The sequence below is a fragment of the Planomonospora algeriensis genome (assembly GCF_977012225.1).
Genome location: NZ_CDRNDK010000046.1, coordinates 1 through 26,402 on the forward strand (window position 1 = coordinate 1; position 26,402 = coordinate 26,402).

At 72.4% G+C, this 26,402-nt stretch carries 29 protein-coding genes and 2 pseudogenes; 15 read left to right on the plus strand and 16 right to left on the minus strand.

Annotated features, from left to right (window positions below):
• From ACWJ6R_RS07940 to ACWJ6R_RS07955, 4 genes and pseudogenes are all read right to left on the minus strand, one after another.
• The coding region (locus tag ACWJ6R_RS07940) for a lantibiotic dehydratase (protein WP_449061588.1) at window positions 1–672 on the minus strand (672 nt) is incomplete at its 3' end.
• The gene (locus tag ACWJ6R_RS07945; RefSeq protein ID WP_449061566.1) at window positions 623–820 is read right to left on the minus strand and encodes a hypothetical protein; all 198 of its coding nucleotides are present in this window, start codon (window positions 818–820) and stop codon (window positions 623–625) included. The genes ACWJ6R_RS07940 and ACWJ6R_RS07945, both read right to left, overlap by 50 nt.
• Before the next feature lie 22 nt (window positions 821–842).
• Window positions 843–1,325: pseudogene (locus ACWJ6R_RS07950) on the minus strand (lanthionine synthetase LanC family protein); the annotation flags it as partial.
• 46 nt (window positions 1,326–1,371) lie between these two features.
• Window positions 1,372–2,442: pseudogene (locus ACWJ6R_RS07955) on the minus strand (lanthionine synthetase LanC family protein); the annotation flags it as partial.
• On the opposite strand from ACWJ6R_RS07955, the gene ACWJ6R_RS07960 reads away from it, so the two are divergent.
• Entirely contained in the window at window positions 2,351–2,539 is a 189-nt protein-coding gene (locus ACWJ6R_RS07960) for a hypothetical protein (RefSeq protein WP_449061591.1), read from the plus strand. The pseudogene ACWJ6R_RS07955 and the gene ACWJ6R_RS07960 overlap by 92 nt on opposite strands.
• 309 nt (window positions 2,540–2,848) lie before the next feature.
• Entirely contained in the window at window positions 2,849–3,613 is a 765-nt protein-coding gene (locus ACWJ6R_RS07965; protein ID WP_449061567.1) for an AfsR/SARP family transcriptional regulator, read from the plus strand.
• On the opposite strand, the gene ACWJ6R_RS07970 is transcribed toward ACWJ6R_RS07965, so the two are convergent.
• The gene (locus ACWJ6R_RS07970; RefSeq protein ID WP_449061589.1) at window positions 3,608–4,366 is read right to left on the minus strand and encodes an A/G-specific adenine glycosylase; all 759 of its coding nucleotides are present in this window, start codon (window positions 4,364–4,366) and stop codon (window positions 3,608–3,610) included. The two genes, ACWJ6R_RS07965 and ACWJ6R_RS07970, sit on opposite strands and share 6 nt — an antisense overlap.
• Window positions 4,367–4,584: 218 nt before the next feature.
• Between ACWJ6R_RS07970 and ACWJ6R_RS07975 the strand changes: the two genes are divergently transcribed.
• The 3 genes from ACWJ6R_RS07975 to ACWJ6R_RS07985 all read left to right on the plus strand — a co-directional run bounded on the left by ACWJ6R_RS07975 (window position 4,585) and on the right by ACWJ6R_RS07985 (window position 7,591).
• On the plus strand, window positions 4,585–5,259 hold the full coding sequence (locus tag ACWJ6R_RS07975) for a hypothetical protein (RefSeq protein ID WP_449061568.1): 675 nt from the start codon (window positions 4,585–4,587) through the stop codon (window positions 5,257–5,259).
• A gap of 590 nt (window positions 5,260–5,849) precedes the next feature.
• Entirely contained in the window at window positions 5,850–6,587 is a 738-nt protein-coding gene (locus ACWJ6R_RS07980; RefSeq protein WP_449061569.1) for a lytic polysaccharide monooxygenase, read from the plus strand.
• A gap of 239 nt (window positions 6,588–6,826) precedes the next feature.
• Window positions 6,827–7,591 (plus strand): DUF305 domain-containing protein, encoded by a 765-nt coding sequence (locus ACWJ6R_RS07985; RefSeq protein WP_449061570.1) that lies wholly within the window; start codon window positions 6,827–6,829, stop codon window positions 7,589–7,591.
• A gap of 188 nt (window positions 7,592–7,779) precedes the next feature.
• On the opposite strand, the gene disA is transcribed toward ACWJ6R_RS07985, so the two are convergent.
• The 4 genes from disA to ACWJ6R_RS08005 form a co-directional block, all read right to left on the minus strand.
• Window positions 7,780–8,865, minus strand: coding sequence for a DNA integrity scanning diadenylate cyclase DisA (gene disA / locus ACWJ6R_RS07990; protein ID WP_449061571.1), 1,086 nt, complete (start codon window positions 8,863–8,865; stop codon window positions 7,780–7,782).
• Window positions 8,866–8,987: 122 nt separating this feature from the next.
• Window positions 8,988–10,388: a DNA repair protein RadA gene (gene radA, locus ACWJ6R_RS07995; protein WP_449061572.1), complete on the minus strand. Its 1,401-nt coding sequence runs from the start codon at window positions 10,386–10,388 to the stop codon at window positions 8,988–8,990.
• Window positions 10,389–10,441: 53 nt separating this feature from the next.
• On the minus strand, window positions 10,442–10,756 hold the full coding sequence (gene trxA / locus ACWJ6R_RS08000; protein ID WP_449061573.1) for a thioredoxin: 315 nt from the start codon (window positions 10,754–10,756) through the stop codon (window positions 10,442–10,444).
• Entirely contained in the window at window positions 10,753–11,133 is a 381-nt protein-coding gene (locus tag ACWJ6R_RS08005; RefSeq protein ID WP_449061574.1) for a MerR family transcriptional regulator, read from the minus strand. The genes trxA and ACWJ6R_RS08005 overlap by 4 nt, the downstream gene beginning before the upstream one ends.
• A 153-nt stretch (window positions 11,134–11,286) precedes the next feature.
• On the opposite strand from ACWJ6R_RS08005, the gene ACWJ6R_RS08010 reads away from it, so the two are divergent.
• Window positions 11,287–11,832: a phosphatase PAP2 family protein gene (locus tag ACWJ6R_RS08010; protein ID WP_189237500.1), complete on the plus strand. Its 546-nt coding sequence runs from the start codon at window positions 11,287–11,289 to the stop codon at window positions 11,830–11,832.
• Window positions 11,833–11,937: 105 nt separating this feature from the next.
• Here the strand turns inward: ACWJ6R_RS08010 and ACWJ6R_RS08015 are convergent, their stop codons facing one another.
• Window positions 11,938–12,636 (minus strand): class I SAM-dependent methyltransferase, encoded by a 699-nt coding sequence (locus tag ACWJ6R_RS08015; RefSeq protein WP_449061575.1) that lies wholly within the window; start codon window positions 12,634–12,636, stop codon window positions 11,938–11,940.
• A gap of 166 nt (window positions 12,637–12,802) precedes the next feature.
• Here ACWJ6R_RS08015 and ACWJ6R_RS08020 point away from each other — a divergent pair, with 166 nt between their 5' ends.
• The 7 genes from ACWJ6R_RS08020 to ACWJ6R_RS08050 all read left to right on the plus strand — a co-directional run bounded on the left by ACWJ6R_RS08020 (window position 12,803) and on the right by ACWJ6R_RS08050 (window position 18,923).
• A complete protein-coding gene (locus ACWJ6R_RS08020; protein WP_449061590.1) occupies window positions 12,803–13,615 on the plus strand; it encodes a sugar phosphate isomerase/epimerase family protein in 813 nt (270 codons plus the stop codon).
• Window positions 13,616–13,617: 2 nt separating this feature from the next.
• Window positions 13,618–14,217, plus strand: a complete 600-nt coding sequence (locus ACWJ6R_RS08025) for a TetR/AcrR family transcriptional regulator (protein ID WP_449061576.1) — start codon at window positions 13,618–13,620, stop codon at window positions 14,215–14,217.
• A gap of 186 nt (window positions 14,218–14,403) precedes the next feature.
• Complete coding sequence (locus tag ACWJ6R_RS08030; protein WP_449061577.1) at window positions 14,404–16,536, plus strand: (Fe-S)-binding protein; 2,133 nt, start codon at window positions 14,404–14,406, stop codon at window positions 16,534–16,536.
• A 181-nt stretch (window positions 16,537–16,717) separates the two neighbouring features.
• The gene (locus tag ACWJ6R_RS08035) at window positions 16,718–17,512 is read left to right on the plus strand and encodes a hypothetical protein (RefSeq protein WP_449061578.1); all 795 of its coding nucleotides are present in this window, start codon (window positions 16,718–16,720) and stop codon (window positions 17,510–17,512) included.
• Window positions 17,509–18,027, plus strand: coding sequence for a hypothetical protein (locus ACWJ6R_RS08040; RefSeq protein WP_449061579.1), 519 nt, complete (start codon window positions 17,509–17,511; stop codon window positions 18,025–18,027). The genes ACWJ6R_RS08035 and ACWJ6R_RS08040 overlap by 4 nt, the downstream gene beginning before the upstream one ends.
• Complete coding sequence (locus ACWJ6R_RS08045) at window positions 18,024–18,623, plus strand: glycosyltransferase (protein WP_449061580.1); 600 nt, start codon at window positions 18,024–18,026, stop codon at window positions 18,621–18,623. Before ACWJ6R_RS08040 ends, ACWJ6R_RS08045 begins: the two co-directional genes overlap by 4 nt.
• 18 nt (window positions 18,624–18,641) lie before the next feature.
• Window positions 18,642–18,923, plus strand: coding sequence for a metal-sensitive transcriptional regulator (locus tag ACWJ6R_RS08050; protein WP_189237507.1), 282 nt, complete (start codon window positions 18,642–18,644; stop codon window positions 18,921–18,923).
• Window positions 18,924–19,040: 117 nt separating this feature from the next.
• Here ACWJ6R_RS08050 and ACWJ6R_RS08055 read toward each other — a convergent pair whose 3' ends face one another.
• The 3 genes from ACWJ6R_RS08055 to ACWJ6R_RS08065 all read right to left on the minus strand — a co-directional run bounded on the left by ACWJ6R_RS08055 (window position 19,041) and on the right by ACWJ6R_RS08065 (window position 21,388).
• Window positions 19,041–19,202, minus strand: coding sequence for a hypothetical protein (locus ACWJ6R_RS08055; RefSeq protein ID WP_189237508.1), 162 nt, complete (start codon window positions 19,200–19,202; stop codon window positions 19,041–19,043).
• 233 nt (window positions 19,203–19,435) lie between these two features.
• Window positions 19,436–20,800, minus strand: a complete 1,365-nt coding sequence (locus ACWJ6R_RS08060; RefSeq protein WP_449061581.1) for a hypothetical protein — start codon at window positions 20,798–20,800, stop codon at window positions 19,436–19,438.
• A gap of 21 nt (window positions 20,801–20,821) precedes the next feature.
• Window positions 20,822–21,388, minus strand: coding sequence for a gamma carbonic anhydrase family protein (locus ACWJ6R_RS08065; RefSeq protein ID WP_449061582.1), 567 nt, complete (start codon window positions 21,386–21,388; stop codon window positions 20,822–20,824).
• A 139-nt stretch (window positions 21,389–21,527) separates the two neighbouring features.
• Here ACWJ6R_RS08065 and ACWJ6R_RS08070 point away from each other — a divergent pair, with 139 nt between their 5' ends.
• Window positions 21,528–22,790: a hypothetical protein gene (locus ACWJ6R_RS08070; protein ID WP_449061583.1), complete on the plus strand. Its 1,263-nt coding sequence runs from the start codon at window positions 21,528–21,530 to the stop codon at window positions 22,788–22,790.
• A gap of 294 nt (window positions 22,791–23,084) precedes the next feature.
• On the opposite strand, the gene ACWJ6R_RS08075 is transcribed toward ACWJ6R_RS08070, so the two are convergent.
• From ACWJ6R_RS08075 to ACWJ6R_RS08085, 3 genes are all read right to left on the minus strand, one after another.
• The gene (locus ACWJ6R_RS08075) at window positions 23,085–23,303 is read right to left on the minus strand and encodes a hypothetical protein (RefSeq protein WP_449061584.1); all 219 of its coding nucleotides are present in this window, start codon (window positions 23,301–23,303) and stop codon (window positions 23,085–23,087) included.
• Between the two features lie 123 nt (window positions 23,304–23,426).
• Window positions 23,427–24,179: a GntR family transcriptional regulator gene (locus tag ACWJ6R_RS08080; RefSeq protein ID WP_449061585.1), complete on the minus strand. Its 753-nt coding sequence runs from the start codon at window positions 24,177–24,179 to the stop codon at window positions 23,427–23,429.
• A gap of 279 nt (window positions 24,180–24,458) precedes the next feature.
• Window positions 24,459–25,163, minus strand: a complete 705-nt coding sequence (locus tag ACWJ6R_RS08085; RefSeq protein WP_449061586.1) for a dienelactone hydrolase family protein — start codon at window positions 25,161–25,163, stop codon at window positions 24,459–24,461.
• A 134-nt stretch (window positions 25,164–25,297) separates the two neighbouring features.
• On the opposite strand from ACWJ6R_RS08085, the gene ACWJ6R_RS08090 reads away from it, so the two are divergent.
• Window positions 25,298–26,402: DHA2 family efflux MFS transporter permease subunit (locus ACWJ6R_RS08090; protein WP_449061587.1), on the plus strand; the 1,105-nt coding region annotated here is incomplete at its 3' end.

The window sequence follows — 26,402 nt, forward strand, 5'->3', positions numbered from 1 at the left end:
GGCGAGCCGCCGGACCTCGCGCAGCTCGTCCGCCACGGCGGCGCACGGCCCGCCCGCGGCGTCGAGCCGTTCCAGCACGTGCTCCTGCGGAGCGGGGCGCGTCAGCGGTGGGCGCAGCGAGCTCATCAGGTAGTTGAGCTCCAGCAGCTTCGCCAGCAGCGCGGAGAGCCGCTCCGGTGCCGCGTCGGGAAACGCGGCGGCCAGTTCCCTCCGGACCTTCTCGTACGGCGCCGGCGTCACCGTGAGGTCCATCACCGCCTGGACCGCGGGCGTCCACCGGATGCGGATCGCGCGCCGGTCGCTCTGGCCGTACACGTCGGCCTGCGGCAGGACGACCCGCTCTCCCGACCGGTGGGCCAGCGCGTTCCACACCACCTCCGCGCCCGGTGCCCCGGGGCCTGTCTCGACCCGTTTGACGAGTGCCATGAGCCAGCCCATGTCTGGGCGGACGCGCTCCCTGGCGAAGCCCTCCGCGCCGAGCCGGAGGTCGGTGCGGTCGTCCAGCTCACCGATCGCCACGCCCGCGAAGCAGCCGTAGGGGGTGGGACGGGTGCTCATCCTGGTCAGGTAGCGCAGCAGCGCCGCGTGGGCGCGGCGGCGCCGGTCGGCGGGTGCGCCGGGCTCACCGGCCCGGTCGAGGCCCTCCAGCAGGGCGGGGCTGGCGGTCTCCAGCGCCGCCGTACGGCGGGCAGGGCGGCCAGCCGGAGCGCTTCCTGCGCGGTGTCCGGCCGGGGGCGGTGAGCTCGCGGTGGACGGAGGCGGGCAGGGCGGGAGCGCGCACCATGAAGAAGCCCGCGGGAACGTAGCGTGGATCGGTCATGTCCTACCTCAGGAACAGGGTCCTACCTCAGGAACAGGGCGCGGTACCAGGCCGGCCGGCGGTCGGAGATCACCGCCAGCAGGGTGAGTGCGACTCCGGCGGCGCCGTTGAGCAGGGCGGGGTCGTCGATGAGCTCGCCGGCGTCGCCGCGGTCGGGGAAGAGCAGCGGCCGGTCGGGGTCGGCGTAGTCCAGCAGTTCCGCGACCATGCCGGGGAGTGCGGCGGCGGCGGCCGGGCTCCGCCCGGCGGCCGCGAACTCGGCGCAGATGTTGACCAGTCCCGCGTACCCGTGGCACAGCGTGGCCACGGGTACGTCCTCGCGGGAGGGCCGCCTGCGCAGCACCGCCTCGAACGCCGCCGCGGCCCGGTCCCGCAGCCCGTCGTCGTCCAGTGCCTCCGCCGCGCTCAGCAGCGCGCCCGCGCATCCGGCGGTCCCGTAGCACCAGGCGAGCCTGTCGTGCTCCACCGGCCGGGGCCGCTCCCCGCCGCTCGCGTCGAGGGGGACGCCGGTGGGCCAGAGCGGGCCGTGCCCCGTCGTCCTGGGCGGCCGTGAGCAGCCGGTCGACCGCGCGGCCGAAGGCCTCGCGCACGCGGTCCGTGCGCAGGCCCGCCGCCCACCCCGCCGCCAGGGCCGCCGCGATCCCCGGCACGCCGTGGGACATGCCGAAGTTGACGTAGCCGTGCGGATAGTCGTCGAGATAACCGGGGTACGGCGGGAGCTGCGGCGGCATGATCGCCAGGCGGGGAGGGACCTCCTGGCCGCCGGTGAGCCAGACCAGGTAGTCGACGCCCGCGGCGACGGCCTCGGTCACCTGCGGGCTCGGATCGGCGATGGAGCACAGGTGGCCGAGCGTCCCGGACACACCGGTCATCACGTCGTAGTGGTGGTCGGCGACCTCGCCGTGCCGCCGGGGCGGCAGCGACCCGAGCACCTGCTCGGCCAGGCGCCGGTGGAGCCGGTCCAGGCTCGCGGAGAGTCGCGGCTCGTCGGCGCGGACGTCCGACATGGCCAGGGCCAGCCCGCTGGTCCCTCCGAACAGGCCGGGGGCGGGCAGCGGGTGGGCGGCGGTGGCGTCGACCGCGGCACGGAGGAACTCCACCGAGGTCTCCACCCCGTCGGCCGTCACACCCGCCCGCGCCGCGTACAGGTGCATGAGGGCCACGCCGGGGTGACCGTTGCCGAGCGAGCTGTCGTCCCAGACGGCGTCCGGCGACTGGGCCTCCGCTTTCCTCCCCAGCTCGGCCACGCGATCCGGATGCCGCATCGACGAGGTGAGCGCGCCCACGACGTCCCGCGCCCGGGACCGCAGACGTTCATCCAGCGGCGTAAGCCATTTCCCCGAATAGGTATCCATCGTCGGCATTGTGAAGTCCGCCGCGTCCCGGGAGCGTTCCGCCACCGTTCCCGGCCTTCCCGGGGACGCTGCGGGGACGCCGCGAAAACGCTGCGGGAACGGAGCGAAAACGCTGCGGGGACGGGGTGCTTCCACCATGTCCGCTGTCTGACCTGTTCTGGAAAGGAGAACGGACTTGAGCGGCAACGACCTGTTCGACCTCGACCCGCGCATCAGCTCCACCGGCGAAGGCGCCGTGGAGCCGGCGGGCACGCCCACCATCACCATCACCGTCAGCGTGCGGGCCTGCACCAAGGTCACCCGGATCCGGACCTGCACCTGCAAGGGCTGCACGACCGCCCGTACGTGCATCCGCTGCAAGTGAGGTGAGAGCAGGCCGAGGTCGGCCTGACGGGGCGCCCGGCACCGCCGGGCGCCCTTCGTGTTCCGGCCCTTCGTGTTCCGGCCCTCCGGCTTCGGCCGACCGGTTCTCCGTGTGATGAACGGTGAACCGGCCGCGCAGCCGGGGTGACGCCCGCCGAGGGGCCGCCTCCGCCGTCCTTGATGACAATGCGTCGCGAGAAATGACGCGATGCGTCGTTGACGGCCTATGTTCGCATGTATATAAATTCTTCGGCGTCAGGTAATTTGCTCGGGAAATCATCCGCAGGGACGTGTGAGCAAAGGGGGCCGCATGCGTGGATCCGTCAGGGGGGACGGATGGCAGCAGGTGGATCTGGAGGCGGAGCCGTGCGTGGTCAGGCTGCTGCCGGCCCTGCGCTGCACCGCGGAGGGCCGACAGGTGGCGCTGCCGCCGCTCGCCGCGCGGCTCCTCGCACGTGTGTGCCTGGAGCATCCCGTCGCCGTCGAACGAACCCGCCTGATCGGTGAACATCAGCCGGGATCCGGCGGCGACCCCCGCAGCAGGCTGCGGAAGACGGCTTGGCGGATCAACCAGGCCGCCGGCCATCCCGTGCTGACGGGAACGAGGAGCGAACTGGCGCTGAGCGAGTGCGTCCGGATCGACTACCAGTTCGCCAAGGACTGGTGCCTCCTCATGATCAAGAGCGGTTTCCCCCGGGACGCGCTGGAGCGGACGCCGCTGTGGCTCGGCGACGCGCTGGGGTGCCGGCTGCTCGAGGGATGGGACGAGGAGTGGCTCACTCCGTACCAGCGGGAATGGGACGTATTGCGCCTGCAGTGCCTGCAGGGCCTGGCCTTGGCCGAGCTTGACGCCGATCGCCCCACGGCGGCCGTGCTCTACGCCGAGCAGCTCGTCCGGGAGGACCCCTTCGACGAGGGCGGCTGGCACACGCTGGTGAGCGCGCTGGTGGCCAGCGGACGGAGGGCGGCCGCCACCCGGCGCTTCGACGAACTGGCCGGGATCCTCGACGCGGAACTCGGCATCACTCCGGACCCGGAGATCCGCCGCCTGGTGGACGCCACCTGCCGGTCATAGCGGGAGGCGGTAGGTGCCGTCGTCGAGCACCTCCGCCAGGCCGTCGGCGACGAGGCCGTCGAGGGCGCGCTCACGCTGGACGGGCTCGTCCCAGACGGAGTCGAGGGCCGCCTTGGGGACGGGGCCGTGCGCCTCGCGCAGGACGGCCAGGAGGCGGCCGCGGCACTGGCGGTCGGTGCCCGCGTAGGTCTGCCCCCTGCGGGCGGGGCCCTGGTAGGGGGGCTTGCCCGCCAGGCGCCAGGCGCACCGGTCGCTGATCGGGCAGTCGGCGCAGCGGGGGACGCGGGCCGTACAGACCAGGGCGCCCAGCTCCATCACGGCGACGGCCCAGACCGGCGCGTCCTCCGGGCCGGGGAGCAGCGACTCGGCGAGCACGCGCTCGGCGGCGGTGGTGGCCTTCGGGGGGTACTCCTCGCCCCGTACGGCACGCGCCAGCACCCGGCGGACGTTGGTGTCGAGTACGGCGTGGCGCCCCCCGAAGGCGAAGCTGGCGACCGCGGCCGCGGTGTACTCGCCGACGCCGGGGAGGGTCAGCAGTGTGGCGTGGTCGGCGGGGACCCGGCCGCCGTGCAGGTCGGTGACCGCGCGGGCGCAGGCGTGCAGGTTGAGGGCGCGGCGCGGGTAGCCGAGGCGGCCCCAGTGGCGCACGGCCTCACCGGGGGGCTCGGCGGCCAGGGCGGCGGGGGTCGGCCAGCGCTCCATCCACTCGGTCCAGACGGGGAGCACCCGGACCACCGGCGTCTGCTGGAGCATGATCTCGCTGACCAGGATCGACCAGGGGGTGGCGCCGGGCTCGCGCCACGGCAGCTCGCGGGCGCGTCTGGCATACCACTCGAGAACGGGAGTCAGCAGGAGATTGCGCTTGGCCACGCCTCGACGATAGTGCCGTCCGTCGACATGTTTACCCAAGGAAGCGTAGGGGAACGGCGGGTCGCCGCCGGGCTTCCCCAAGGGCTCCCCATACTGTGCGCATGGATCCGGACACGTTCCGCAGTGACATGGGGGTCGACGTCTACTGGAGGCGCCGGCTGATCGCGCTCGTCGCCGTCCTCGTGGTGGTCGCGATCGTGGCATGGGCCTGCTCGGCGACGGGCGGGCCGGAGAGCGCCTCGAAGGCCCAGGCGGCTCCGACGAGCCGGTCGCCCGCTCCGGACCCGCTCCTGGCCACCCTGCCGGTGGCCGCCATCACCCCCACCCCGACGGCTCCGACCCCCTCCCCGAGGCCCGCCAAGCCGGTCCCCCGGCCCAAGCGGCCGGGGGACGCCTGCGACGCCGCCGACCTGGTGCTGAGCCTCATGGGGGAGGGGGAGGTCTACGGCGCGGGTGAGCGCCCGCGGTTCATCCTCACGCTGGTCAACACCGGAAAGGTGATGTGCACGGCCGACGTGGGACCGCGGACGACGGAGGTCCGCATCACCTCCGGGGACGACCGCGTCTGGTCGTCGGCCGACTGCCTCAGCGGCGAGACCGACGACATCCGCAAGCTGGAGCGCGGCATCCCGTATGTCCGGCAGATCCAGTGGGACCGCCGCAGGTCGGGCTCCGACTGCAGGGCGAAGCGGGCCGAGGCCCGTCCGGGGACCTACGTGGCCGTGGTCCGGGCCCCCCGGCTGAAGAGCGACAAGGTGGTCTTCCACCTGCGCTGACGGCGACGCGGCTGAGCGTCTCGCGGCGGGGCCCGAACGTGGCCCGGGCGGCGACGGCGGAACCCTCGCCGAACGCCGTTATGGTGACACTAAAGGCGATTTAAGTTTCCCATAAGATGGGCGATTCACCCTTCGTGCTATAAAAATAACCAGTTTTACGGAGCATGAAGGAGTCGCCCTCTCGTGAGCATCCCCCGCCATTCCGCCGCACCCTCGGACGAGGTGAGCCGTCGCCTTGGAGGGAAGGTCGTGCACGGGCGGTCGGGCGGACCGGGCGCGAGTGGAAGGCCACCCGGCGGTGCGGCTCCGGAAGGGCACGCCGCCGCCTCCTGACCTGCGGGGGTGATATCCCCGCAGGTGGAGTCCGAGGAGACGGCCGCCGTCCCGGCGGCCGGACGTCCCGGGCGACTCCGGGCGGAGGCCCGCTCCGTGATCCGGCACGACCCGGCCCCGTGAACGACCGCACCCGCCCGGCGGCGGTCCGGAGAAAGGGGCCGAGCGGTCCCGCCGTAAGGGAAGGCATTCTTTTCTGCTTTCCGCAGACCCAGAGCAAGGAATGGTAAATGCGTAGAACGGCCACGCTCCTCACCATGGCAGCGGTCAGTTTCGGTGCCACGGTTTTCGCCGCCTCCCCGGCCCTGGCCCACGGCTACGTGTCGTCGCCGCCGAGCCGCCAGGCCATGTGCGCCCAGGGGCGCGTCGCGAACTGCGGCGCGATCGTCTACGAGCCGCAGAGTGTCGAGGGCCCCAAGGGGCAGATGAACTGCCACGGCGGGGTCAGCCGGTTCTCCGTGCTCAGCGACGAGAGCAGGCCCTGGCCCGCCACCCCCGTCGGCAACAGCGTGACCTTCAACTGGGTGCTGACCGCTCGCCACTCCACCAGCCACTGGGACTACTACATCGGCAACAAGAAGATCGCCACCTTCAACGACGGGGGCAAGCAGCCCGGTGCGACGGTCTCGCACGTGGTGAACCTGTCGGGTTACAGCGGCCGGCAGAAGGTCCTGGCCGTCTGGAACATCGCCGACACGGTCAACGCCTTCTACTCGTGCATCGACCTGCAGGTGGGCGGCGGTGGCGGGACGACTCCGCCCCCGGCCCCCACCCCGGCTCCGACCAAGCCGTCCACTCCCGCGCCGACTCCCCCTCCGGCCAAGCCGTCCACCCCGCCCCCTGCCGCCCCGGGCGGGACGTGGAAGGCGGGGACCTGGTACGCGGTGGGCGCCAAGGTCACCTACGGCGGTGCGACCTACCGGTGCATCCAGGCGCACACCGCCCTCGGCGGGTGGGAGCCGCCGAACGTCCCGGCTCTCTGGCAGCGGGCCTGACCTGCCCGTGGGCGCCGCGCCGTCCCGGTGCGGCGCCCACGGGGCGGGAATCCCACGGGGGAATCCCCCGGGGCGGGAACCCGATTCCGACCAGGAGAAGCGACGCGCATGAGACGACACGGGCGAGACGAGCCCGATGAGGCGGCACAGCAGATGAGGCGGTGGCCGTGAGAACCCGTGAGGCGGTGGCCGTGAGGGCCCGTGGGCCGGTGTTCACGAAGGCCCGTGGGGCGGTGGCCGTGCGAACCCGTGGGGCGGTGGCCGTGGAGGTCCGCGGGGCGGTGTTCGCGAGGCGCCTGACTTTCGCGCTGGCCGTCACGGGCGTGCTGGCGCTCTCCGGTTGCGGGACGGCGGCCGCCTCGCATGGTCACCATGCCGGTCACGCCGCCCGGGTTCCCGCCGGGCAACCGGCCTCCGCCGCCACGGCTCCCGCCTCGACCGGCAGGGCCGAGACCGGCGGGGCCGAGACCGGCGGGGCCGAGACCGGCGGGGCCGAGACCGGCGGGGCGAACGGTTCGGCGGGGACCGCTCCGGCCGGGACGGGCTCCTTCAACGACGCGGATGTGATGTTCCTGCAGATGATGATCCCCCACAACCGGCAGGGAACGGAGCTGGCGGGCCTGGCGGGCACCCGGTCCGCCCGGAGCGCGGTGAAGACGCTGGCGGCGGCGATCGCGGTCACCCAGGAGCAGGAGGCCGAGGCCATGGCCGGTCGGCTGGAGCGCTGGGGGCGGCCTCTGGAGGCCGAGGCGCACGCTCACGACGCGCACGGCGGCCTGCACGTCACCAGCCCCGAGGAGGCCGAGGCGCTCAGGGGGGTGACCGGAGACGCGTTCGACGTCAGGTTCCTCAACGTGATGGTCGCCCATCAGCACAACGCCGTCGAGATGGCCCGTGCCGAGGTCCGGGACGGACGGCATCCCGAGGTGGTCGAGCTGGCCCGGCGGATCGAGCTGTCGCGCTCCGCGCAGATCAAGGCGATGCTCGGGGAACTGGGCTCCTGAGACCTCCGGGGCCGTCCCGCGCGGGACCGGCCCCGGAAAGGGCATGCCTCCCCGGGTGGGTTCCGGCCGTGCGGGTCCTTCCTCCGGGTCGTGTCCGTCGGATGCGGGTCGCCTCCTCTGCCCGGGTGGGCCCCGGCCAGGCGGGTCCCTTCCTCCGGACCGCGTCCGTCAGACGTAGCGCTCCAACGTCAGACGTAGCGCTCCAAGATGGACGACTCAGCCAGACGGGACAGGCCCTCTCGGATGTGGCGGGCGCGGGTCTCGCTGACGCCGCCCGCCTCCTGCAGATCCTCGGTGCTGGCGGCCAGGAGCTTCTGCAGGCTGCCGAACTGGTCGGCCAGGCGGTCGACGACCGCGGCGGGGAGCCGCGGGACCTTGGCCAGCAGGCGGTGGCCGCGCGGGCTCGCCGGGGAGTCCAGGACGTCGGCGCCCGTGTGGCCGAGGATGCCGGCCACCGAGGCCAGGTCGAGCAGGGCGGTGGAGGAGAGCCGGTCCAGCTCGTGCAGGGCTCCGGCGACCGTACGGGCCCGGCGGCCCGTCACGGGCAGGTAGTCGCGCACGATGAGCTCGCGGTCGGTCTCGGTCCCGGCGACCAGCTCGTCCAGCTGCAGGGAGAGCAGGCGGCCGTCCGTGCCGAGCTCGACGACGTAGTCCGCGATCTCGTCGGAGATGCGGCGGACCATCTCCAGCCGCTGCAGGACCACCGCGATGTCGCGGACCGTCACCAGGTCCTCGATCTCCAGCGCCGACAGCGTGCCGGAGACCTCGTCCAGCCGGAACTTGTACCGCTCGAGGGTGGCGAGGGCCTGGTTGGCCCGGGACAGGATCGCCGCCGACTCTTCCAGCACGTAGCGGACGCCGTCCAGGTAGAGGGCGATGATCCGCATGGACTTGCTGAGGGAGACGACGGGGAAGGACGTCTGCACCGAGACCCGCTGGGCGGTCCGGTGCCTGGTGCCGGACTCGTCCGTGGGGATGGAGGGGTCGGGCATCAGGTGCACGGCCGCGCGCACGATCCGGTGGTCGTCGCAGCTCAGCACGATGGCGCCGTCCATCTTGGCCAGCTCGCGCAGTCGCGTCGCGGAGAACTCGACGTCCAGCTCGAAGCCGCCGCTGCAGATCCCCTCGACCACGCGGTCGTATCCCAGCACGATCAGGCCGCCGGTGTGCCCGCGCAGGATGCGCTCCAGGCCGTCGCGCAACGCGGTGCCCGGCGCGACCGAGGCCAGGACGGCTCTGCGGCGCTCGTCGAGGCCCTTGTCGGTTGCTGCCACATGACCCCCGTGGTCCGTGTCGAGAGCCCGGCGGGTCCGAAAGCCGCCGCCGGGGTCCGGCGCCCAGCTTACCGAAGGCCCGTGGAAGCCCTCGGCCTTCAGGACGCGGGGCTCTCCCCTGGTCAGGACGTGACGTGGTTGAGGGCGTCCCAGACGTTCTCCGCCTCGACGACGTCGAAGCCCGGCGCGAAGCTGGAGCGGCCGTCGACCCGGACGAGGGAGCTCTGACCGCGCCCGCCCCTGCCGGCGTCGAGGGAGCCCGCCGGGACCAGCGCGCGGGTGAAGCCGAGCCGCGCCGCCTCCGACAGGCGGCGCCGTACGTCGCGCACCTGGCGGAGCTCTCCGGCCAGGCCCACCTCGCCGAGCACCACCAGCCCGGACGGGAGTGCCCGGTCACCGGCCGCGCTGGCCACCGCGAGCATCACCGACAGGTCGATCGCCGGGTCGCTGAGCTTGATCCCGCCGACGGTCGCGGTGAACACGTCGCAGCCGCCGAGCTTGGCGTTGAGCCGCCGCTCCAGCACGGCCAGCACCATGGTCACCCGGTAGGGGTCGAGACCGGAGGAGGAGCGGCGCGGCTGCTGGGCCTCGGTCCGCGCGACCAGCGCCTGGACCTCGGCGGGCAGCGGCCGGGTGCCCTCCATGGTGACCGTGACGCACGTGCCGGGGACCGGCTCGGCGCGGTGGGAGACGAACAGCCCGCTGGCGTCGGTGATGCCCTCGATGCCGCCCTCGTGCAGGTCGAAGCAGCCGACCTCGTCGACGGGGCCGTAGCGGTTCTTGATCGCGCGGACCATGCGGAGCCGGGAGTGGCGGTCGCCCTCGAAGTGGAGCACGACGTCGACGAGGTGCTCCAGCGTCCGGGGACCGGCGATCGAGCCCTCCTTGGTGACGTGGCCGACCAGGACCGTGGACATGCCGCGCTCCTTGGCGAGCCTGACCAGGTTGCCGGCCACCTCCCTGACCTGGGTCACCCCGCCGGGCACGCCGGTCGCCTGCGCCGAGCCGATCGTCTGCACGGAGTCGACCACGAGCAGGCCCGGCTGGACCTTCTCGACGTGGGCGACCAGCGCGCTCAGGTCGGTCTCCGCCGCGAGGTAGAGGTCGTCGTGGATGGCGCCGATCCGGTCGGCCCTGACCCGGACCTGGGCCGCGGACTCCTCACCCGTGATGTAGAGCACGGTCTGCCCGCGGGCGATCTTGGAGGCCGCCTCCAGCAGGAGGGTGGACTTGCCGATGCCGGGCTCCCCGGCCAGCAGCACGACCGCCCCGGGGACCAGGCCGCCGCCGAGCACCCGGTCGAGCTCGGGCACGCCCGTGCTGCGCGCGTGCGCGACCTCGGCCTTGACCTGACCGATCGGGACGGCCGGGGCCGACACCGCGCCGGCGGAGGCCACGTGCACGCCGCCGCGGGCGGTCTCCTCCTCGACCGTGCCCCAGGCCTGGCACTCGCCGCAGCGCCCCACCCACTTGGCGGTCTGCCAACCGCACTCACCACAGCGATAGCCGACCTTCTTTGCCATGGCCGCACGCTACCGGCCCGGGCCGACAACTTTCACCCGGAGGCCCGGCCCGGTCAGATGTGGCCTTCGAGGTCGGCCAGGAGCATGCGCTTGGGCTTGGCGCCCCTGATCTGCCGGACGACCTCGCCGCCGACGTAGAGGTTGAGCGTCGGCAGGCCGAGCACGCCGTACCTGGCGGAGACCTCCGGGTGGTCGTCGGCGTTGATCTTGGCGATGGTGAGGCGGTCGCCGTACTCGGCCTCGATCTCCTCCAGCACCGGCGCGATCATCTTGCACGGCCCGCACCACTCGGCCCAGAAGTCCACCAGGACCGGCTTGTCGCTGCGCAGCACCTGCTCGTCGAAGTTCTCCGCGGTCAAAGTGATCATTTCTCTCCCTGCTTCCCTGTCGGACATCCCTGGCAGGAGCCGGCCAGCTGCGCGGCCACCTCGGCCCGCCGGACCAGCAGCGTGCGGATCTCCTCGTCGATCTCGGCCAGTTTCCGGCGGTAGACGGCCACGGACTCGGGACACGAGCCGCCCGTGGCGTTCCCGGCCCGCAGGCACGCCACGAACGGTTCGGCGTCCGCGAGCGTGAACCCCACGGTGAGCAGCGCGCGGATCTCGGCGACGAGCCGGAGGGCGTCCTCGTCGTACTCCCGGTACCCGTTGGCCGACCGCCGCGCGGTGATCAGACCCTGCTGCTCGTAGTAGCGCAGCGCTCTGGTGCTGACCCCCGCCCGTCGGGCGAGCTCTCCGATGCGCATCCGGCCCTCCTCCTCCGCGACCGTAATCCCTGACGCCGGTGTCAAGGTCAAGCGGCGGCGTTCTGTTCCGCGGCGGATGGGCGCGCGGGCGCCGGAGAGCCGCCTAAGATCGTTCGTTCACCCCGTGTTCACCATCCCCTCAGGAGGACGGCCGTGTACCGCGACATCGTCGAGTTCGCCCAGGGCACCCCCGCGTGGGTGCACGCCCTCGCCGAGACGGGCACGGACGCGGGGCTGCTCGTCTTCGCGCTGCTGTTCGTCCTGGCCTGGTGGCGGGCGCGGGGGAGGGACCCGCGGGACATGGCGCTGGTCCTGCTGGGCCCGGTGGCAGTGGTGGCCGTCTACCTGCTCAGCGAGATCGTCAAGGTGCTCGTCCGGGAGGAGCGGCCGTGCCGGGGGCTGGCGGCGACCATCGCGGCCTGCCCCGAGACGGGGGACTGGTCGTTCCCGAGCAACCACGCGGTGATCGCGGCGGCGGCGGCGGGCACGCTGGTCCTCGCCTGGCGCGGGCTGGCCGCCCTCGTGCTGCCGCTGGCGGTGCTGATGGCCTTCTCCCGGGTGTTCGTCGGCGTGCACTACCCGCACGACGTCGCGGCCGGGTTCCTGCTGGGGGTGGTGGCGGCACCGCTGCTCGTCCTGCTGCTGACGGGGGCGGTCACGCCGCTGGTGCGCCGGTGGAACCTCGTGCGGGCGGCGTGACGGAAACGCGCGCCCGCGGTCCGGCGGGCCCTGGCCTGGCCGGATCAGGGCGGATCAGGGCCGGTCAGGTCGGGGAGGGCTGGCCAGCGCCCGGTCAGCGTCCGGTCAGAAGTGCTTCCAGCGCAGCACGTTGGGATAGGCGATCTCCAGGCCGGGGGTCTCGGCAGCGGCCTGCGCGGCGACCTCGGGGGTGAACTCGATGCGCAGGACGGCCTCCAGGTCGGCCCGGCGCTCGAAGGCCATGCGCAGGTCGAGGGGCTGCGCCCGCCAGCCCTGGCGGGCCCAGAAGTCCGCCACGGCCTGCGGCGAGTAGGACGGGATGGACCGGCGGAACCAGCGGCCGAAGTCGCCGCGGGAGGCGTCGACGTCGATCACGAAGGCGGTGCCGCCGCGCCGTACCACGCGGGTGAGCTCGGCCAGGCCGGGCTCGCAGCCGGGGCCGAAGAAGTAGGCCCAGCGGGCGACGGCGACGTCCACGGAGGCGTCCGGGAGCGGCAGGGCCTGCGCGGTGCCGGTACGGACCTCCACGCCGGGCAGGGCCCGGCAGCGCCGCCGGGCGAGTTCGACGAGGTCGCCGTGGGGCTCGACGCCGATGACGCGCGCGGCCTCGGCGGACAGCGCGGGGAGGTGGTAGCCGGTGCCGCAGCCGACGTCGTGGACGGTCGCCCCGGCGAGCGGGCGGACGGCGGCCAGCGCGGCCGCGGCCCGGCCCTCGGGGTCGACCGCGCGGTTCTCCAGCTCGTAGACGTGCGGGGTGTTCCAGATGTTGGGGCTGGGGATGGCCCCCTTGACGAACCGCGGCATCCCTCCACCGTATCCGGGTGATCGATCGGTGTGATCCGGGCCGCACAGGGGTGGCTGGACGCCATTCGGCCCCGGACGCGCTTAGTCTGGCATTGTGGACGAGCGGGGCGACGGGCGCCGCGGCGTCCGCGACATGGACTCCGACCCCGAAGGCGAGAAGGCTCCGATGAGCGTCATCCGAGTGCCCAGCGCCAAGATCGCGCTGTCCACGGCGTCGGTGTATCCGGAGCGCACACCGGACGCCTTCGAGCTGGCCGCGCGCCTGGGATACGACGGCGTGGAGATCATGGTGGGCGCCGACCCCGTGAGCCAGGACATCGACGTCCTGGAACGGTTGTCGGACCACTACCAGCTGCCCATCCTCGCCATCCACGCGCCCTGCCTGCTGGTCACCCAGCGGGTGTGGGGCAAGGACCCGTGGGCCAAGCTCAAGCGGGCCCAGCGGGCCGCGGAGCGGGTGGGGGCGCAGACGGTCGTGGTGCACCCGCCGTTCCGCTGGCAGCGCGACTACGCGCGCGACTTCGAGGTCGGCCTGGCCCGGATGCGCGAGGAGACCGACGTGGTCTTCGCGGTGGAGAACATGTTCCCGCTGAAGGCGCGCGGCAACAAGGTCGTGCCCTACTCCCCGGACTGGAACCCCGTCGACCACGACTTCCCGCAGGTCACCCTGGACCTGTCGCACACGGCGGTGTCGGGCTCCGACGCCTGGGAGATGTTCACCAAGCTCGGCGACCGGCTGGCCCACCTGCACCTGGCCGACGGGGTCGGCATCCCCAACAAGGACGAGCACCTGGTCCCCGGGCGGGGCAACCAGCCGTGCGCGCCGATCCTGGAGCGGCTGGCGGTGAACGGCTTCGGCGGGCTGGTGGTGCTGGAGGTCAACACGCGCAAGGCGGCCAGCCGTACCGAGCGCGTCGACGACCTGGCCGAGGCGCTCGCCTTCGCCCGGCTGCACCTCGCGGCCTCGGCCAACGCGTGACGGTGGCGGACGGGCAGCGCCCGGGGCGCCGGCCGGGGCGCCGGCCGGGGTCGGCGGACACGCGGGGGGAGATCCTCGCGGCGGCGCGCAGGACGTTCGCCGAGAAGGGGTTCGACAAGGCCACGGTCCGGGGCATCGCCCGTGAGGCGGGGGTGGACCCGGCGCTGGTCCACCACTACTTCACCGGCAAGGAGGGCGTGTTCGTCGCGGCGATGGAGCTGCCCATCGTTCCGGACGAGGTGATCCCGCAGATCCTCGCCGGGCCGCGCGAGGAGATGGGCGAGCGGCTGGTCCGCTTCATCCTCACGGTGACCTCGGACGCGGAGGCGCGCCAGCCGCTGCTGGCGCTGGTGCGCACGGCGATGACCAACGAGAAGGCCGCCGGGATGATCCGGGAGTTCATGACGCGGGCCCTGCTGACGCGGGTCTCCGAGGCGCTGGACATCCCGCCGATCCGGATGGAGGCCGCGTTCGCGCAGCTGTTCGGGGTGGTCCTGGCCCGGCACGTGCTCCGGCTGGAGCCGCTGGCCTCGGCCGGCATCGAGGAGCTGGTGGCGCTGCTGGCCCCGACGATCCAGCGCTACCTGGCCGAGTCCCGCTGACCGGGGGGCTCCCGCAGACGTATAGAGCATTGTTCTAGAATGCGAATTGACCATATGGTGACCACGTTCACCGCGTTTCCCATTCCGGGTGGAAGTTACCCATGGGTAGGATTCGGGGCGACCTGTGGTCACTGTGGATGACCGGCGGTCATTCGCTGGCAGCCAACGCCGTCTGTGGGAGGACCCGTGCTCTGGGTAGCCATCATCGGGCTCGTCATGACAGTCGCCGCGCTCGCGCTTGCCGCGCGCCGCGTCCTGTTCCTGTACAAGCTCGCCGTCATCGGCCCGCCCGCGCCCGAGCGGATCGAATACGCCAGGAACAACGTCGGCGCGGAGGTCAAGGCCCAGCTGGTCGAGGTCTTCGGGCAGAAGAAGCTGCTCAAGTGGACGCCGTCGGGTGTCGCGCACTTCTTCGTCATGTGGGCGTTCTTCATCCTGCTGACCGTCTACATCGAGGCGTACGGCGCGATCATCCAGGGTGCGATCACGGGTGAGGCGGACTTCCACATCCCGATCATCGGCACCTGGCCGGTCCTCGGCTTCCTGCAGGACTTCATCGCGGTCGCCTGCCTCCTCGGCATCATCGCCTTCACGATCATCCGGATCAAGAACTCGCCGAAGAAGCTCGGCCGCGGCTCCCGCTTCTCGGGCTCGCACCTGAGCGGCGCGTGGATGGTCCTGTTCATGATCTTCAACATCATCTGGACGCTCTTCCTGGCCCGCGCCGCCGCGGTCGACACCGGCAACTTCCCCTACGAGTCCGGCGCGTTCGCCTCCGAGGCGCTGGCGAGCGTCCTGCCGACCAGCCACCTGCTGGAGCAGATCGCCCTGCTGCTGCACATCGGCTTCATGCTGGTGTTCCTGGTCATCGTGGTGAACTCCAAGCACCTGCACATCTTCACCGCGCCGCTGAACGTGATGTTCTCCCGCCGCCCGGACGCGATGGGCGCGGCGCAGGAGATGCGGATCGACGGCAAGGTCGTCGACTTCGAGGACGAGGACCTCGACGGCGACAGGCTGGGCCGCGGCAAGATCGAGGACACCACCTGGAAGGGCTTCCTCGACTTCTACACCTGCACCGAGTGCGGCCGCTGCCAGTCGCAGTGCCCGGCGTGGAACACCGACAAGCCGCTCTCCCCGAAGATGCTGATCATGGATCAGCGCGACCACGCCTTCGCGGTCGCGCCGTACCTGATGATGAGCGAGGAGCAGCGGGCGCACCAGGGGCAGGACGTGCTGGCGCTGCTGGAGAAGCCGCTGGTCGGCGAGGACGGCGTCATCCACCCGGACGTGCTGTGGTCCTGCACCAACTGCGGCGCCTGCGTCGAGCAGTGCCCGGTGGACATCGAGCACATCGACCACATCCTCGACATGCGCCGCTACCAGGTGATGGTGGAGTCGAACTTCCCGTCCGAGGCCGGCGTCATGGTCAAGAACCTGGAGAACAAGGGCAACCCGTGGGGGATGTCCGAGATGAAGCGGGCGGACTGGATCGAGGAGCTCGCCAATCTCGATGAGCCCGTCGAGGTCCAGCTGGTCGATGAAAAGCTGGGCGAAGATGTCGAATATTTGTTCTGGGTGGGGTGCGCGGGCGCGCTGGAGGACCGGGCCAAGAAGACCACCAAGGCGGTCGCCGAGCTGCTGCACATCGCGGGCGTGAAGTTCGCGGTGCTCGGCCCGATGGAGGCCTGCACCGGTGACCCGGCCCGCCGCCTGGGCATGGAGTTCCTCTTCAACATGCTGGCCCAGCAGAACATCGAGACGCTGAACGAGGCGGGCGTCAAGAAGATCGTGGCCACCTGCCCGCACTGCTTCAACACCCTCGCCAACGAGTATCCCCAGCTGGGCGGGACCTACGAGGTCGTGCACCACACCCAGCTGCTGGCCAAGCTGGTCGACGAGGGCAGGCTGGTCCCGGTCACCCCGATCGAGGAGAAGATCACCTACCACGACCCGTGCTTCCTCGGCCGCCACAACAAGGTCTACTCCCAGCCCCGCGACATCATGGCCAAGGTGCCCGGCGTCAAGACGCAGGAGATGCACCGCCACAAGGACCGCGGCTTCTGCTGCGGCGCCGGCGGCGCGCGGATGTGGATGGAGGAGCGGCTCGGCAAGCGCATCAACACCGAGCGCGTGGACGAGGCGCTGACCACCGACCCGGACACCATCTCCACCGCCTGCCCCTTCTGCCTCGTCATGCTGGGCGACTCGATCAACGAGAAGAAGAACTCCGGTGAGGCCAAGGAGACGCTGGAGGTCGTGGACGTCTCGCAGTTGCTGATCAAGTCCGTCAAGGGCGAGCCGGTCGAGGCGTCCTGATCGTCTTTTCCGGTCGCGGCCGGGCGCGGCCCGCTTTTTGCGGGCCGCGCCTGACTCGTTGTAAGGCCTTCTTGAAAAGGACAGTCGGCCCGAAACTTCTCCGTCTAGGGTTGTCCACATAACGGGAAAATCACGGTAACCTCAACGTCGCGTAGCTCATTCGACGGGGAGGGGGCCGGCGGTGCGTGCCGTCGTCACGGATGCCGAAGTCACCTTGGCCGACGTGCTCTCCCTCCGCCTGGCGATCGACGAACCCCTGGCCGAGGGCGCCGAGCTGGTCCTGCGCCACCGGGCCACCACCACCGAGCGCCGGGTCCCGCTGGGCGCCTCGGCCACGAAGGCGCGGGACGCGACGCTCGCCGTCTCCCTCGCCCCGCTGACGCTCACCCCCGGCCGCTGGGACGCCTACCTCGCCCAGGACGGCCCCCGGGCGCGGCTGCGCAGCGTCGACCCCGGCTTCTCCCTCGACCACCTCGACACCTACGCGCTGAGCCGCCGCTCGCTGGCCTACCGGGCCTACCGGACCCAGGGCGGCTTCCTCGCCTTGAAGATCGACAAAGTGGAGCCGCTCGCCGAGGTCCGCGCGGTCTGGTTCCGGGAGGGCCGCTTCGAGGTCACCGGGCTGCTGGCCTTCACCGGGCTCGACGACGACGAGTCCCGGCACGAGGCGCGGCTGGCGCTGCGCCGCGGCGAGCCCGAGGCCGAGCTCTCCGTCGCCGCCACGGTCCAGGGCGTGCGCTTCCACGCCGCGCTCTCCCTGTGCGACGTGGTCGACGCCGCGCCCGAGCGACCGGGCGTCTGGGAGCCCGTGCTGGAGGTCGACGGCTTGCCCGGCCCGCTCCGCCTGGGCTCGCGCCTCGACGACGTGGACGGCAAGCGCCGCCGCCTGCACTACCCGGCCGCCCGGATCGACGGGGTGCCGATCAGGCCCTGCTACACCGCCGACGACGAGCTCAGGATCGAGGTGGGTGGGTGAGGATCTGCCTGCTCGTCCCCTCGGTGTACGGCATGCGCGGCGACGTCCGCTCCGTCGTCAACCTCGCGGGCGAGCTGGCGGAGCGCCACGACGTGGAGATCGTCAGCGTCCGCCGCCACCGGGAACGGCCGTTCTTCCCGGTCGGGTCCCGGGTGCGGCTCTCCTGGGTGGTCGACGCCAGGCCCGGCGTGCGCCACCTGCTCCCGGCCGAGCGGATGCGCACCGAGGTGGCCCTGTGGCGGCGGCTGCGCGGGCTCCGGGCGGACGTGCTGATCACCACCGGCCGGGGCTGGGCGTGCAGGCGGCCCGGCACGCCCCGCGCGGGATCGTGCGGATCGCCCGGGAGTGGGGCCGCCCGCCGGTGCCGGGACCGATCAGGAGGTTCTATCCGCGCCTGGACGCGGTCGTCGCCGCCACCGAGACCGGTCGCGAGGAGTGGGGCCGACTGCTGGGCGGCGGAGGCGCCGAGGGTCCAGGGGGAGCCGGGGGAGCCGGGGGTACGGCGGTCCGGATGATCCCGGACGCGCTGCCCGCCGGGCCCTGGCCGCGTTCCCGGATGGACAACCGCATCGTCGCCGCCGGCGGGCGCTGGGTGCCGGTGAAGGCCTACGACCGGCTGATCCGCGCCTTCGCCCTCATCGCGGGCAGCCGTCCCGACTGGCGGCTGAGGCTGTACGGCGGAGGCCCCGAGGAGTGGCGGCTGAGGGCCCTGGTCGCCGAGCTGCACCTGCACAACCACGTCTACTTCATGGGCACCACCCCCGACCTGGGGGGCGAGTTCGCCAAGGCGTCGATCGTGGCGGTGACGTCGCGGGCCGAGGCGCTCGGGATGACCGTGATCGAGGCGATGGCCAGCGGGGTCCCGGTGATCGGCTTCGACAGCGCGCGGGGGCCGGGGGAGTTCGTGGCGGACGGGCGGAGCGGGGTCCTGGTCCGCGAGGGAGAGGGCGAGATCGAGGCGTACGCCGCGGCGCTGCTCGGGCTCATCGACGACGAGCGCAGGCGCCGGGAGCTCGCCGCGGGCGCGCTCGACGCCGCGGCCGCCCACGGGGCGCCCGTGGTGGCCGAGCGGTGGGAGAAACTGATCGCCGAGACCTCCGGCTGCTCCTGACCCGGGTACCGTTGGGTCATGCATGGGTACAGCGGAGACAAGCAGGCCTATCTCACCCGGTTGCGGCGCATCGAGGGGCAGATCAGGGGTCTGCAGCGGATGGTCGAAGAGGACTCCTACTGCATCGACGTGCTGACGCAGGTCTCGGCCGCGACCCGGGCGCTGCAGGCCGTGGCGCTGGGACTGCTGGAGGACCACATCGGCCACTGCGTCGCCGAGGCCATCGGCACGGGGGGCCCGGAGGCGGAGGAGAAGGTCAAGGAGGCCTCCGCGGCGATCGCCCGGCTGGTGCGCTCCTGACTAGTCATCGGACCGTTCCGCACCGTCCTTCCGGGCCACGTCCCGGACCCCCTGCGGAGGGGGCCCGGGACGAGGACCGGACGGGTTCACCGTGTCTTGCCGTGGCTTCAGCAGATCTCAGCAGATCGCCGAAGCGCTCAATCCGAGCGCGTTGTCGAGCTCGGCCAAGGTGAGCGGCCGTTCGCTGTCAGCGACGGCGGTGAGCACCTCGGCATAGAGCGCGATCTCGTCCAACGCGACACGGTCGTGGACCCTGAGGTCCAGGTCGTCGTGCCCCACCGCGTCGTCCTTCCTTCCGCAGCCCACACCCACTCCGAGGGTACGGCGGGCGGTCTTTCGTGCCCATGGCCCATCGGGGCCATTCCCTCCGCTACCGGTCCGTACCCCGAAGGATCATTTCCCGATTGCGAGATCACGATTCAGCTAATTGTGAGGCGCGGCAGGGGTGATAGGGGTATAGGGGAAGTAAGGGTGAAATAACGATATTAGTAGTTTAAATCTACCGAAGTACATCAAAAGTGACGCAGGTGCGGATACGGCCCCGAGGCACCGGGGAACGGATCGTCCCGTTCGTGCGTCAGCCGGTGCACCAGCGCCGAGGCCGTCGCGAACCCCCGCTCCGGCACCTCGGTCCCCGAGAGCCGGCACCAGGCGAGCCCGGTGGCGTAGGCCGAGCCCAGCAGCGCCGCGGCCGAGGCGCGGTCCGGCGGGTGCAGCGCCGAGGGCAGCGCGGAGGCCGACGGGAAGTCCGGGACGCCGCCCGTTCGCGGCCAGCACCCCCGCAGCGGGTGCGCGGGGTCGGTGAGCACGACGTGCAGGATGTGGCGGAGCTCGGGATCCAGCCACGGGTAGAGCCGGTCGGCGGCCCGGGGCGCGTGGGCCGACAGGTCGGCGGCGAGCAGCGAGGCCGCCACCGCCCGGGGGTCGGCCCCCTTGCGGGCGATGAACCCCAGCTCCCGCACCAGGTCGTAGAGGGAGTGCTGGAAGTGGTCGCCGGGCGAGGACTCGGCCGGCGTGACGTGGGGCGGGCAGCGCGACAGCCACACGTGCCGCACCTCGTCGTCGCCGTGGTGGGCCGCGGCGGCGTCCTGGCCGCTCCGGTGCAGGACCGGGGCGACCATCGCCAGCAGCGCGGAGGCCCGGGGACGGAAGCGGGGGTCGGTCCGGACGGCCTCGGCGGTGGCGGCCATCAGCGCCACCAGCCGGCGGCCGCCTCGGGGTGCCCGCCCGGACGCGCTCGCCGTACAGGGCGGCCAGGTCGCCGAGCGAGGCGGGCGGCAGCCAGCGGACCCACTCGTCGCCGGGGAGCGGGCGGGCCAGGAACTCCCCGAACATCGACAGCAGCACCTCGTTGCCGTCGAAGGCCGGGGCGTAGGCGCACCACATGAGCGTGCCCCAGACAGCCGCCACCGGACTGGCGACCTCGGCCGCGAACAGCTCGGCGAACGGGCCGTGCAGCGGGAAGTCCTCCGGGCGCCTGCCCCGCTGGGCGGCCAGCAGGTCGCGGACCCGCTCGGTGATCTCGAACGGCACGTCCGGCCCGACGAAGCCCTGCACCGACCCCCGGTCGGCGGTGAAGTCCGGGCGGCCGGGATCAGCTGGGGCGGGACCGCCGAGGCGACCTGGACGACCCGGGCCCCGCCCCGCAGCAGCGGGTCGGCGGGCGGGTGCGACAGGTGCCAGCGGCCGTCCACCGGGTCCTGCCGGTACCACCGGGCGTGCGCGCCGAACCGCCACAGGCCGCCGTCCGGCGTGGCCAGCGTGCGCAGCGCGACGGCCTGGGCGCGCGCGGGGAACGGGAGCGCCGGCCACCGGGGGTCGGTGACCATGGTGCGCACGTCGCCCTCGATGGCGTCGAAACCGTCCCACTGCCGCACGGCGTCATGCTACCGACCGCGTCACCGGCCGTCCGGGTGCACCGGCAGGACGGTGGCGGCGCGGTGGCGCGCGGCCTTGGCCATGTAGTTGTCGGGGGTGCGGGCGAAGGAGGCGCGGTCGTCGTCGGTGAGCTCCCGGACGATCCTGCCCGGGACGCCCGCCACCAGCACGCCGGCCGGGATCTTCTTGCCGGGGCCGACGAGGGCGCCCGCCGCCACCAGCGAGCCCGCGCCGATCCGCGCCCCGCCCAGCACGATCGCGCCGATCCCGACGAGCGCCCCGGTCTCGACGTACGCGCCGTGGACCATGGCCTTGTGACCGAGGCTCACCCTCGGCTCCAGTACGGCGGGCTCGCCCGGGTCGGCGTGCAGGCAGCACAGGTCCTGGACGTTGCACTCCTCGCCGACCTCGACGGCCTCGTCGTCGCCGCGCAGGACGGAGCCGTACCAGACACTGGCCGCGCGGCCGAGCCGTACCCGGCCGACGACCACCGCGCCGGGGGCGACGTAGGCGTCCGGGTGGATCTCCGGGGCGGCGTCCCCGTCGAGGGCCGCGATGTGAGGGACGAGGTGAGGAACGCGGTTCATGGGGACGATGGTACGAGGGGCGCGCTGTCCGATATTTCCGCAAGGAGGTCGGGCGTTCCGGTTGCGGACTAGGGTGGTTGGCACCAGAGTCGTCTTCTGACGTCTCCTTTTCCACCACACGACCTCCACGGGCAGTGCGATGACGAACCAGCACGAGAGCTTTCCCGACCTGATGCATGAGGACTCGTTCGAGGTCGTCATGCGTGGTTACAGCCGCCGCCAGGTGCACGACTACATGATCCGGACGCGCAACCAGATCCGCGATCTGGAAGAGCGGGTCGCGCGGGCGATCGACCAGGCGGAGCAGAGCAGGCTGGAGCTGGCCGACGCCCGGCGCAGGCTCTCCGACGCGCCCCAGGACTACGACGAGCTCGGGCAGCGGCTCAGCCAGATCCTGAAGCTGGGGGAGGAGGAGGCGGCGGCCAAGCGCGAGGTCGCCGACGCCGAGGCGAACCGGCTCCGCGACGAGGCCGCGGCCGAGGCCGAGCGGCTGGTCGGCTCCGCCCGCGAGCGGGCCGAGGGCATCCTCAGCGCCGCGCAGCAGGAGGCCGAGCGCCGGGTGACCGAGGCCACCGCCACCGCCGAGCAGCTGCTCTCCCAGGCGGGCGGCGATGCCGAGGAGACGCTGGGCGCGGCGCGCGCGGAGGCGGAGGAGACCCTGACCCGGGCCAGGAGCGAGGCGGAGCGCGCGATCGGCTCCGCCCGCCACGAGGCCGAGCGCATGCTGGAGGGCGCCCGCGCGGAGGCGGAGGAGACCCTGACCCGGGCCAGGAGCGAGGCGGAGTCGACGGTGTCCTCGGCCAACGCCGAGGCCCATGCCACGCTGAGCTCCGCCCAGCAGCGCGCCGCGGTCCTGGACGAGAGCACGGGCCGCAGGGTCGCCTACCTCACCGACACGCACCGCGAGGTCATGCGCCGCCTCAACGAGATGGGCACGGTCCTCGGCGACCTGCTCCACCGGGAGAACAGCGCCGGCCCGCTCATCGACGAGACGGCGGTCCTCCCCCCGGCGGCCGCCGCCGCGCAGCCCCTGCCGGTTCCCGGTGTGCTCGTCGCCTCCGCCTCCGCCCCGTCACGGCATGGGCGTGGGGACGAGGCGCCGGGTACCGGTCCCGAGACCGGCGCGAGGGCCGGCTCCGGGATCGGGGCCGAGACCGAGGCCGGTGTCGAGCCCAGCACTGATTCCGGCACTGATTCCGGCACTGAGCCCGGCACTGATTCCGGCACTGAGCCCGGCACTGATTCCGGCCACGAGATCGACGTCGAGGCCGTCCGGGTGATCGTCGAGGACGAGGACCGGCAGGGCTCCGCCGAGGAGTACCGCGTCGTGGTCGCCGACGACACCGTCCTCGGCATCGGCCCGGCGCGCGGCGGCGACGGGGAGCTGGCCACCCGCAAGTGAGGGTGCTTCCCGCTGACGAGCGCGTCGGCGGGGCGGCGCCGCCCGCCCGTGGGATGCGGAACGGCCCGGGCGGGCCGGATCGGCGCGCCGCTGCGGGCAGTCCAGGTGACCCGAGAGGTCAGGGCGGCCCGGGTGGTTCGGCCGGTTCGAGTGGTTCGAGCGGAAGCCCCCGCCCCCGATAGGGTCGGGGGCTTCCGCGATCTTGGGGCCCGGCGCCGGAGCCGCGGGCACTCCGCCGACCGCGGCACCGGGCGGCTCTCCGACGGAGCTTCGCAGGACGGTCCCGCCGGCGCTTCACAGGACGGTCCCGCCGGAACGCTCCTCCTGGTCGCGTAAGCGCCGGCGCAGTCCTTCAGCGTCGTCCGCGTCGACGGTCATCGCGCAGCCCGCCTCGCGCTGGGTGGAGCTCAGCGGGTGGTGGCGGGTGGCCCACCACCGACCCGCGTCGCTCCGCCAGATCGTCCAGTCGGGAAACTCCCGGGCCATCTCCGCCAGATGCCGGTCGAAAGACATCCACGCACCTTCCCCGCGCCCAGGACCGCTGTGACGTTCCATCTCCGACGGTGCGACACCTCTCTAGAGAAATCAATGATCGCAAGGGTCAGGTCAACCTACCGGTTGACGGATGGCCTTGATCTATGCGTCGAAGTCGTACTGGAGTACATATGAGGCGGCGTCCAGGACCATCTCGTTGACCTCGACGGGCACGCCGGCCGAGGTGTAGGCGGTCCGCATGATCGCGATGACCGGGGTGCCCGCCGGGAGGTCGAGCTGGACGGTCTCGTGCGGGTGTGGCATCCGGGCCCGCACCTCCTCGGTGAAGTGGGCCGGAGCGTGGCCGAGGTCGCCCAGGCGTGCGTAGACGCCGCCGGGGCCGGTGTCCTCGGCGACGATCGCGGTGCCCTCCACCAGGCCGGCGGGGAAGTAGGAGACCGAGAGCTGGACCGGCCGCCCGTCGACCGAGTAGCGACGCCGCCGCACCCAGACCTCGGGTCCGCCCAGCACGCGGGCGACGTCCTCCTCCGCCGTCTCCCTGTCGAGCTGCACCTCGTCCACGGTGTACGGCCGGCCTCTGGTGTCGGAGTCCCAGATGGCCTGGCCCTGTCCCCAGTGCTCGCGGGAGAGCCGCCGGGAGCCGTGCCGCCTGATGGGCCGGAACTGCCGGACGTAGACCCCCGAGCCGCGCTTGGGCACGGCCAGTCCTTCGTTGATGAGCACCGAGAGCGCCTGCCTGGCGGTCGCACGGGCGATGCCGTACTGCGCCATGAGGGCGTTCTCGCCCGGAAGCCGATCCCCGTCACGGAGCTCGCCGGACAGGATCGCTTCGCGGAGCCCGTCGGCGATGCGCCGATAGATCGGGGTCTCGGGAGGTACCGGGGATTGCTGCACGTTTGATCACCCTCTGTCACCAACCGGGTTTGGCGTCTCCAGAGAACTTGCCCCGCCTTGTCCACGATCGCACAGATACAGAGGTTGGTACCGGGATTCTTTTGAGTGGATCGTGCCTGTGTGGTGATTCCCGGGGGTTTTCTTCGTCCGTTTCGGTGGAACGGTCCTGACCGCTATCGGCGGGCCCGTCACCTGCGGGTGGCGAGCGCGGCGAGCAGGGCTCCCGCGGTGGTGTCGAGGAGGACGTCGTCCACGGAGCCGTCCCGGCCGTGCGGCCCGTCAGGTCAGGGGAAGGTGGCTCCGGAGGAAGGCCGTCGCGTGCGCCCAGGCGGCCCGGGCGGCCTCCGGATGGTGGAACTGCGGCGCCTCGTGGTTGTGGAAGGCGTGACCGGCCTCCTCCGCGATGTACATCTCGACGTTGGGGCGCCCGGCGGCGGCCTTCTCCACCTTGGCGACCTGGTCGCGCGGGATGTAGGGGTCGGAGCCGCCGAAGACGAGCAGCGTCGGGCAGGAGATCTTCTCCACCAGGCCGACCGCGTCGGGCACGCCGGAGCCGTAGAACGAGAGCAGCGCGTCCATCTCCACCGAGGCGGCCAGGACGTAGGCGATCGAGCCGCCCAGGCAGAACCCGAGCGCCCCGTTGCGGCCCGCGGTCTCCGGCAGCGCTCGCAGGTGGGCCAGGGCCATGGCCGCGTCGGAGACGGCGTGCGTGAAGTCGAGGCGCGAGGCCACCTCCATGGAGGCCATCGTCCCGGCCTCGGTGTGCTCGGCCTCCCAGTGCGGTTCGATCCGCCAGAACAGGTCGGGCGCCCCGACGACGTAGCCCAGCGCGGCCAGGTCCTCGGCGACCTTGCGGATGTACGGCCCGACCCCGAAGATCTCCTGGACCAGCAGGACGGCGGGGCCGCCGCCGCTCGCCGGGAGCCACAGGTGCAGATCGAACGAGCCGTCGGCGACGGTGACCGTCTCGGTCCGAGCTTCCACGGAGCCCTCCTGGGTCTTCGTTCTCCTGACGACCAGCCTAGGACAGCGGAGCGGCCGTCCCCGGCATCCGTTCCCCGTCACCGGGTGATACGCGTGAGACACGGGTAAATGTGAGGATTCATCTCGCGTGAACCGTGGTCCACCGGTGGCGGTTCACCGACGACGCCCTGCCGACGATGTCCCGCCGACGATGTCCCGCCCACGACGTCCCGCCCACGACCACCCGGAGTGCCCCGATGGCCGAGCTCACCCACCGGCGGCGCATGGGCGTGCTGGCGATCTGCTGCATGAGCCTGCTGCTGGTGAGCCTCGACACCACCATCCTCAACGTCGCCCTGCCGGCCATCCGCCGGGAGTTCGACGCCTCGGTCTCCGGCCTGCAGTGGACGATCGACGCCTACGTGCTGGTCCTGGCCTCGCTGCTGATGCTCTCGGGCTCGACCGCCGACCGGATCGGCCGGCGCCGGGTCTTCCAGGCCGGGCTCGTGCTGTTCACCGCGGGCTCGGTGCTGTGCAGCCTCGCGCCGAGCCTGGGGTGGCTGGTGGCCTTCCGCACGGTGCAGGCGGTCGGCGGGTCGATGCTCAACCCGGTGGCGATGTCGATCATCACCAACACCTTCACCGACCCCCGCGAGCGCGCCCGCGCGATCGGCTTCTGGGGCGGTGTGATCGGCATCAGCATGGCCGCCGGACCGCTGATCGGCGGCCTGCTCGTGGAGACGGCCGGCTGGCGGCTGGTCTTCCTGATCAACCTGCCGGTGGGGCTGGCCGCCCTGGTCCTCACCGCGTTGTTCGTCCCGGAGTCCAGGGCCGCCCGGGCGCGGCGGATCGACCCCGTCGGGCAGCTCCTGGTGATCCTGGCGCTCGGGCCGCTCACCTTCGGGATCATCGAGGCCCCGGTCCTGGGCTGGACCTCGCCGGTGATCGTCGCCTGCCTCGCGGTGGCGCTCTGCGCGCTGGCCGTGCTCCCGGCCTACGAGCGGCGCCGGGACGATCCGCTCATCGACCCGCGGTTCTTCCGGAGCGCGCCGTTCGCCGGGGCGGCGGCCATCGCGGTGTGCGGGTTCGCCGCGCTCGGCGGCTTCCTGTTCGTCAACACCCTCTACCTGCAGGACGTGCGGGGCATGACCGCCCTGCACGCCGGGCTGTACCTGCTGCCGATGGCGGCCATGATGCTCCTGACGGCCCCGCTCTCGGGGCGGCTGGTGGCCGCCCGCGGGCCGCGCCGCCGCTGCCGTG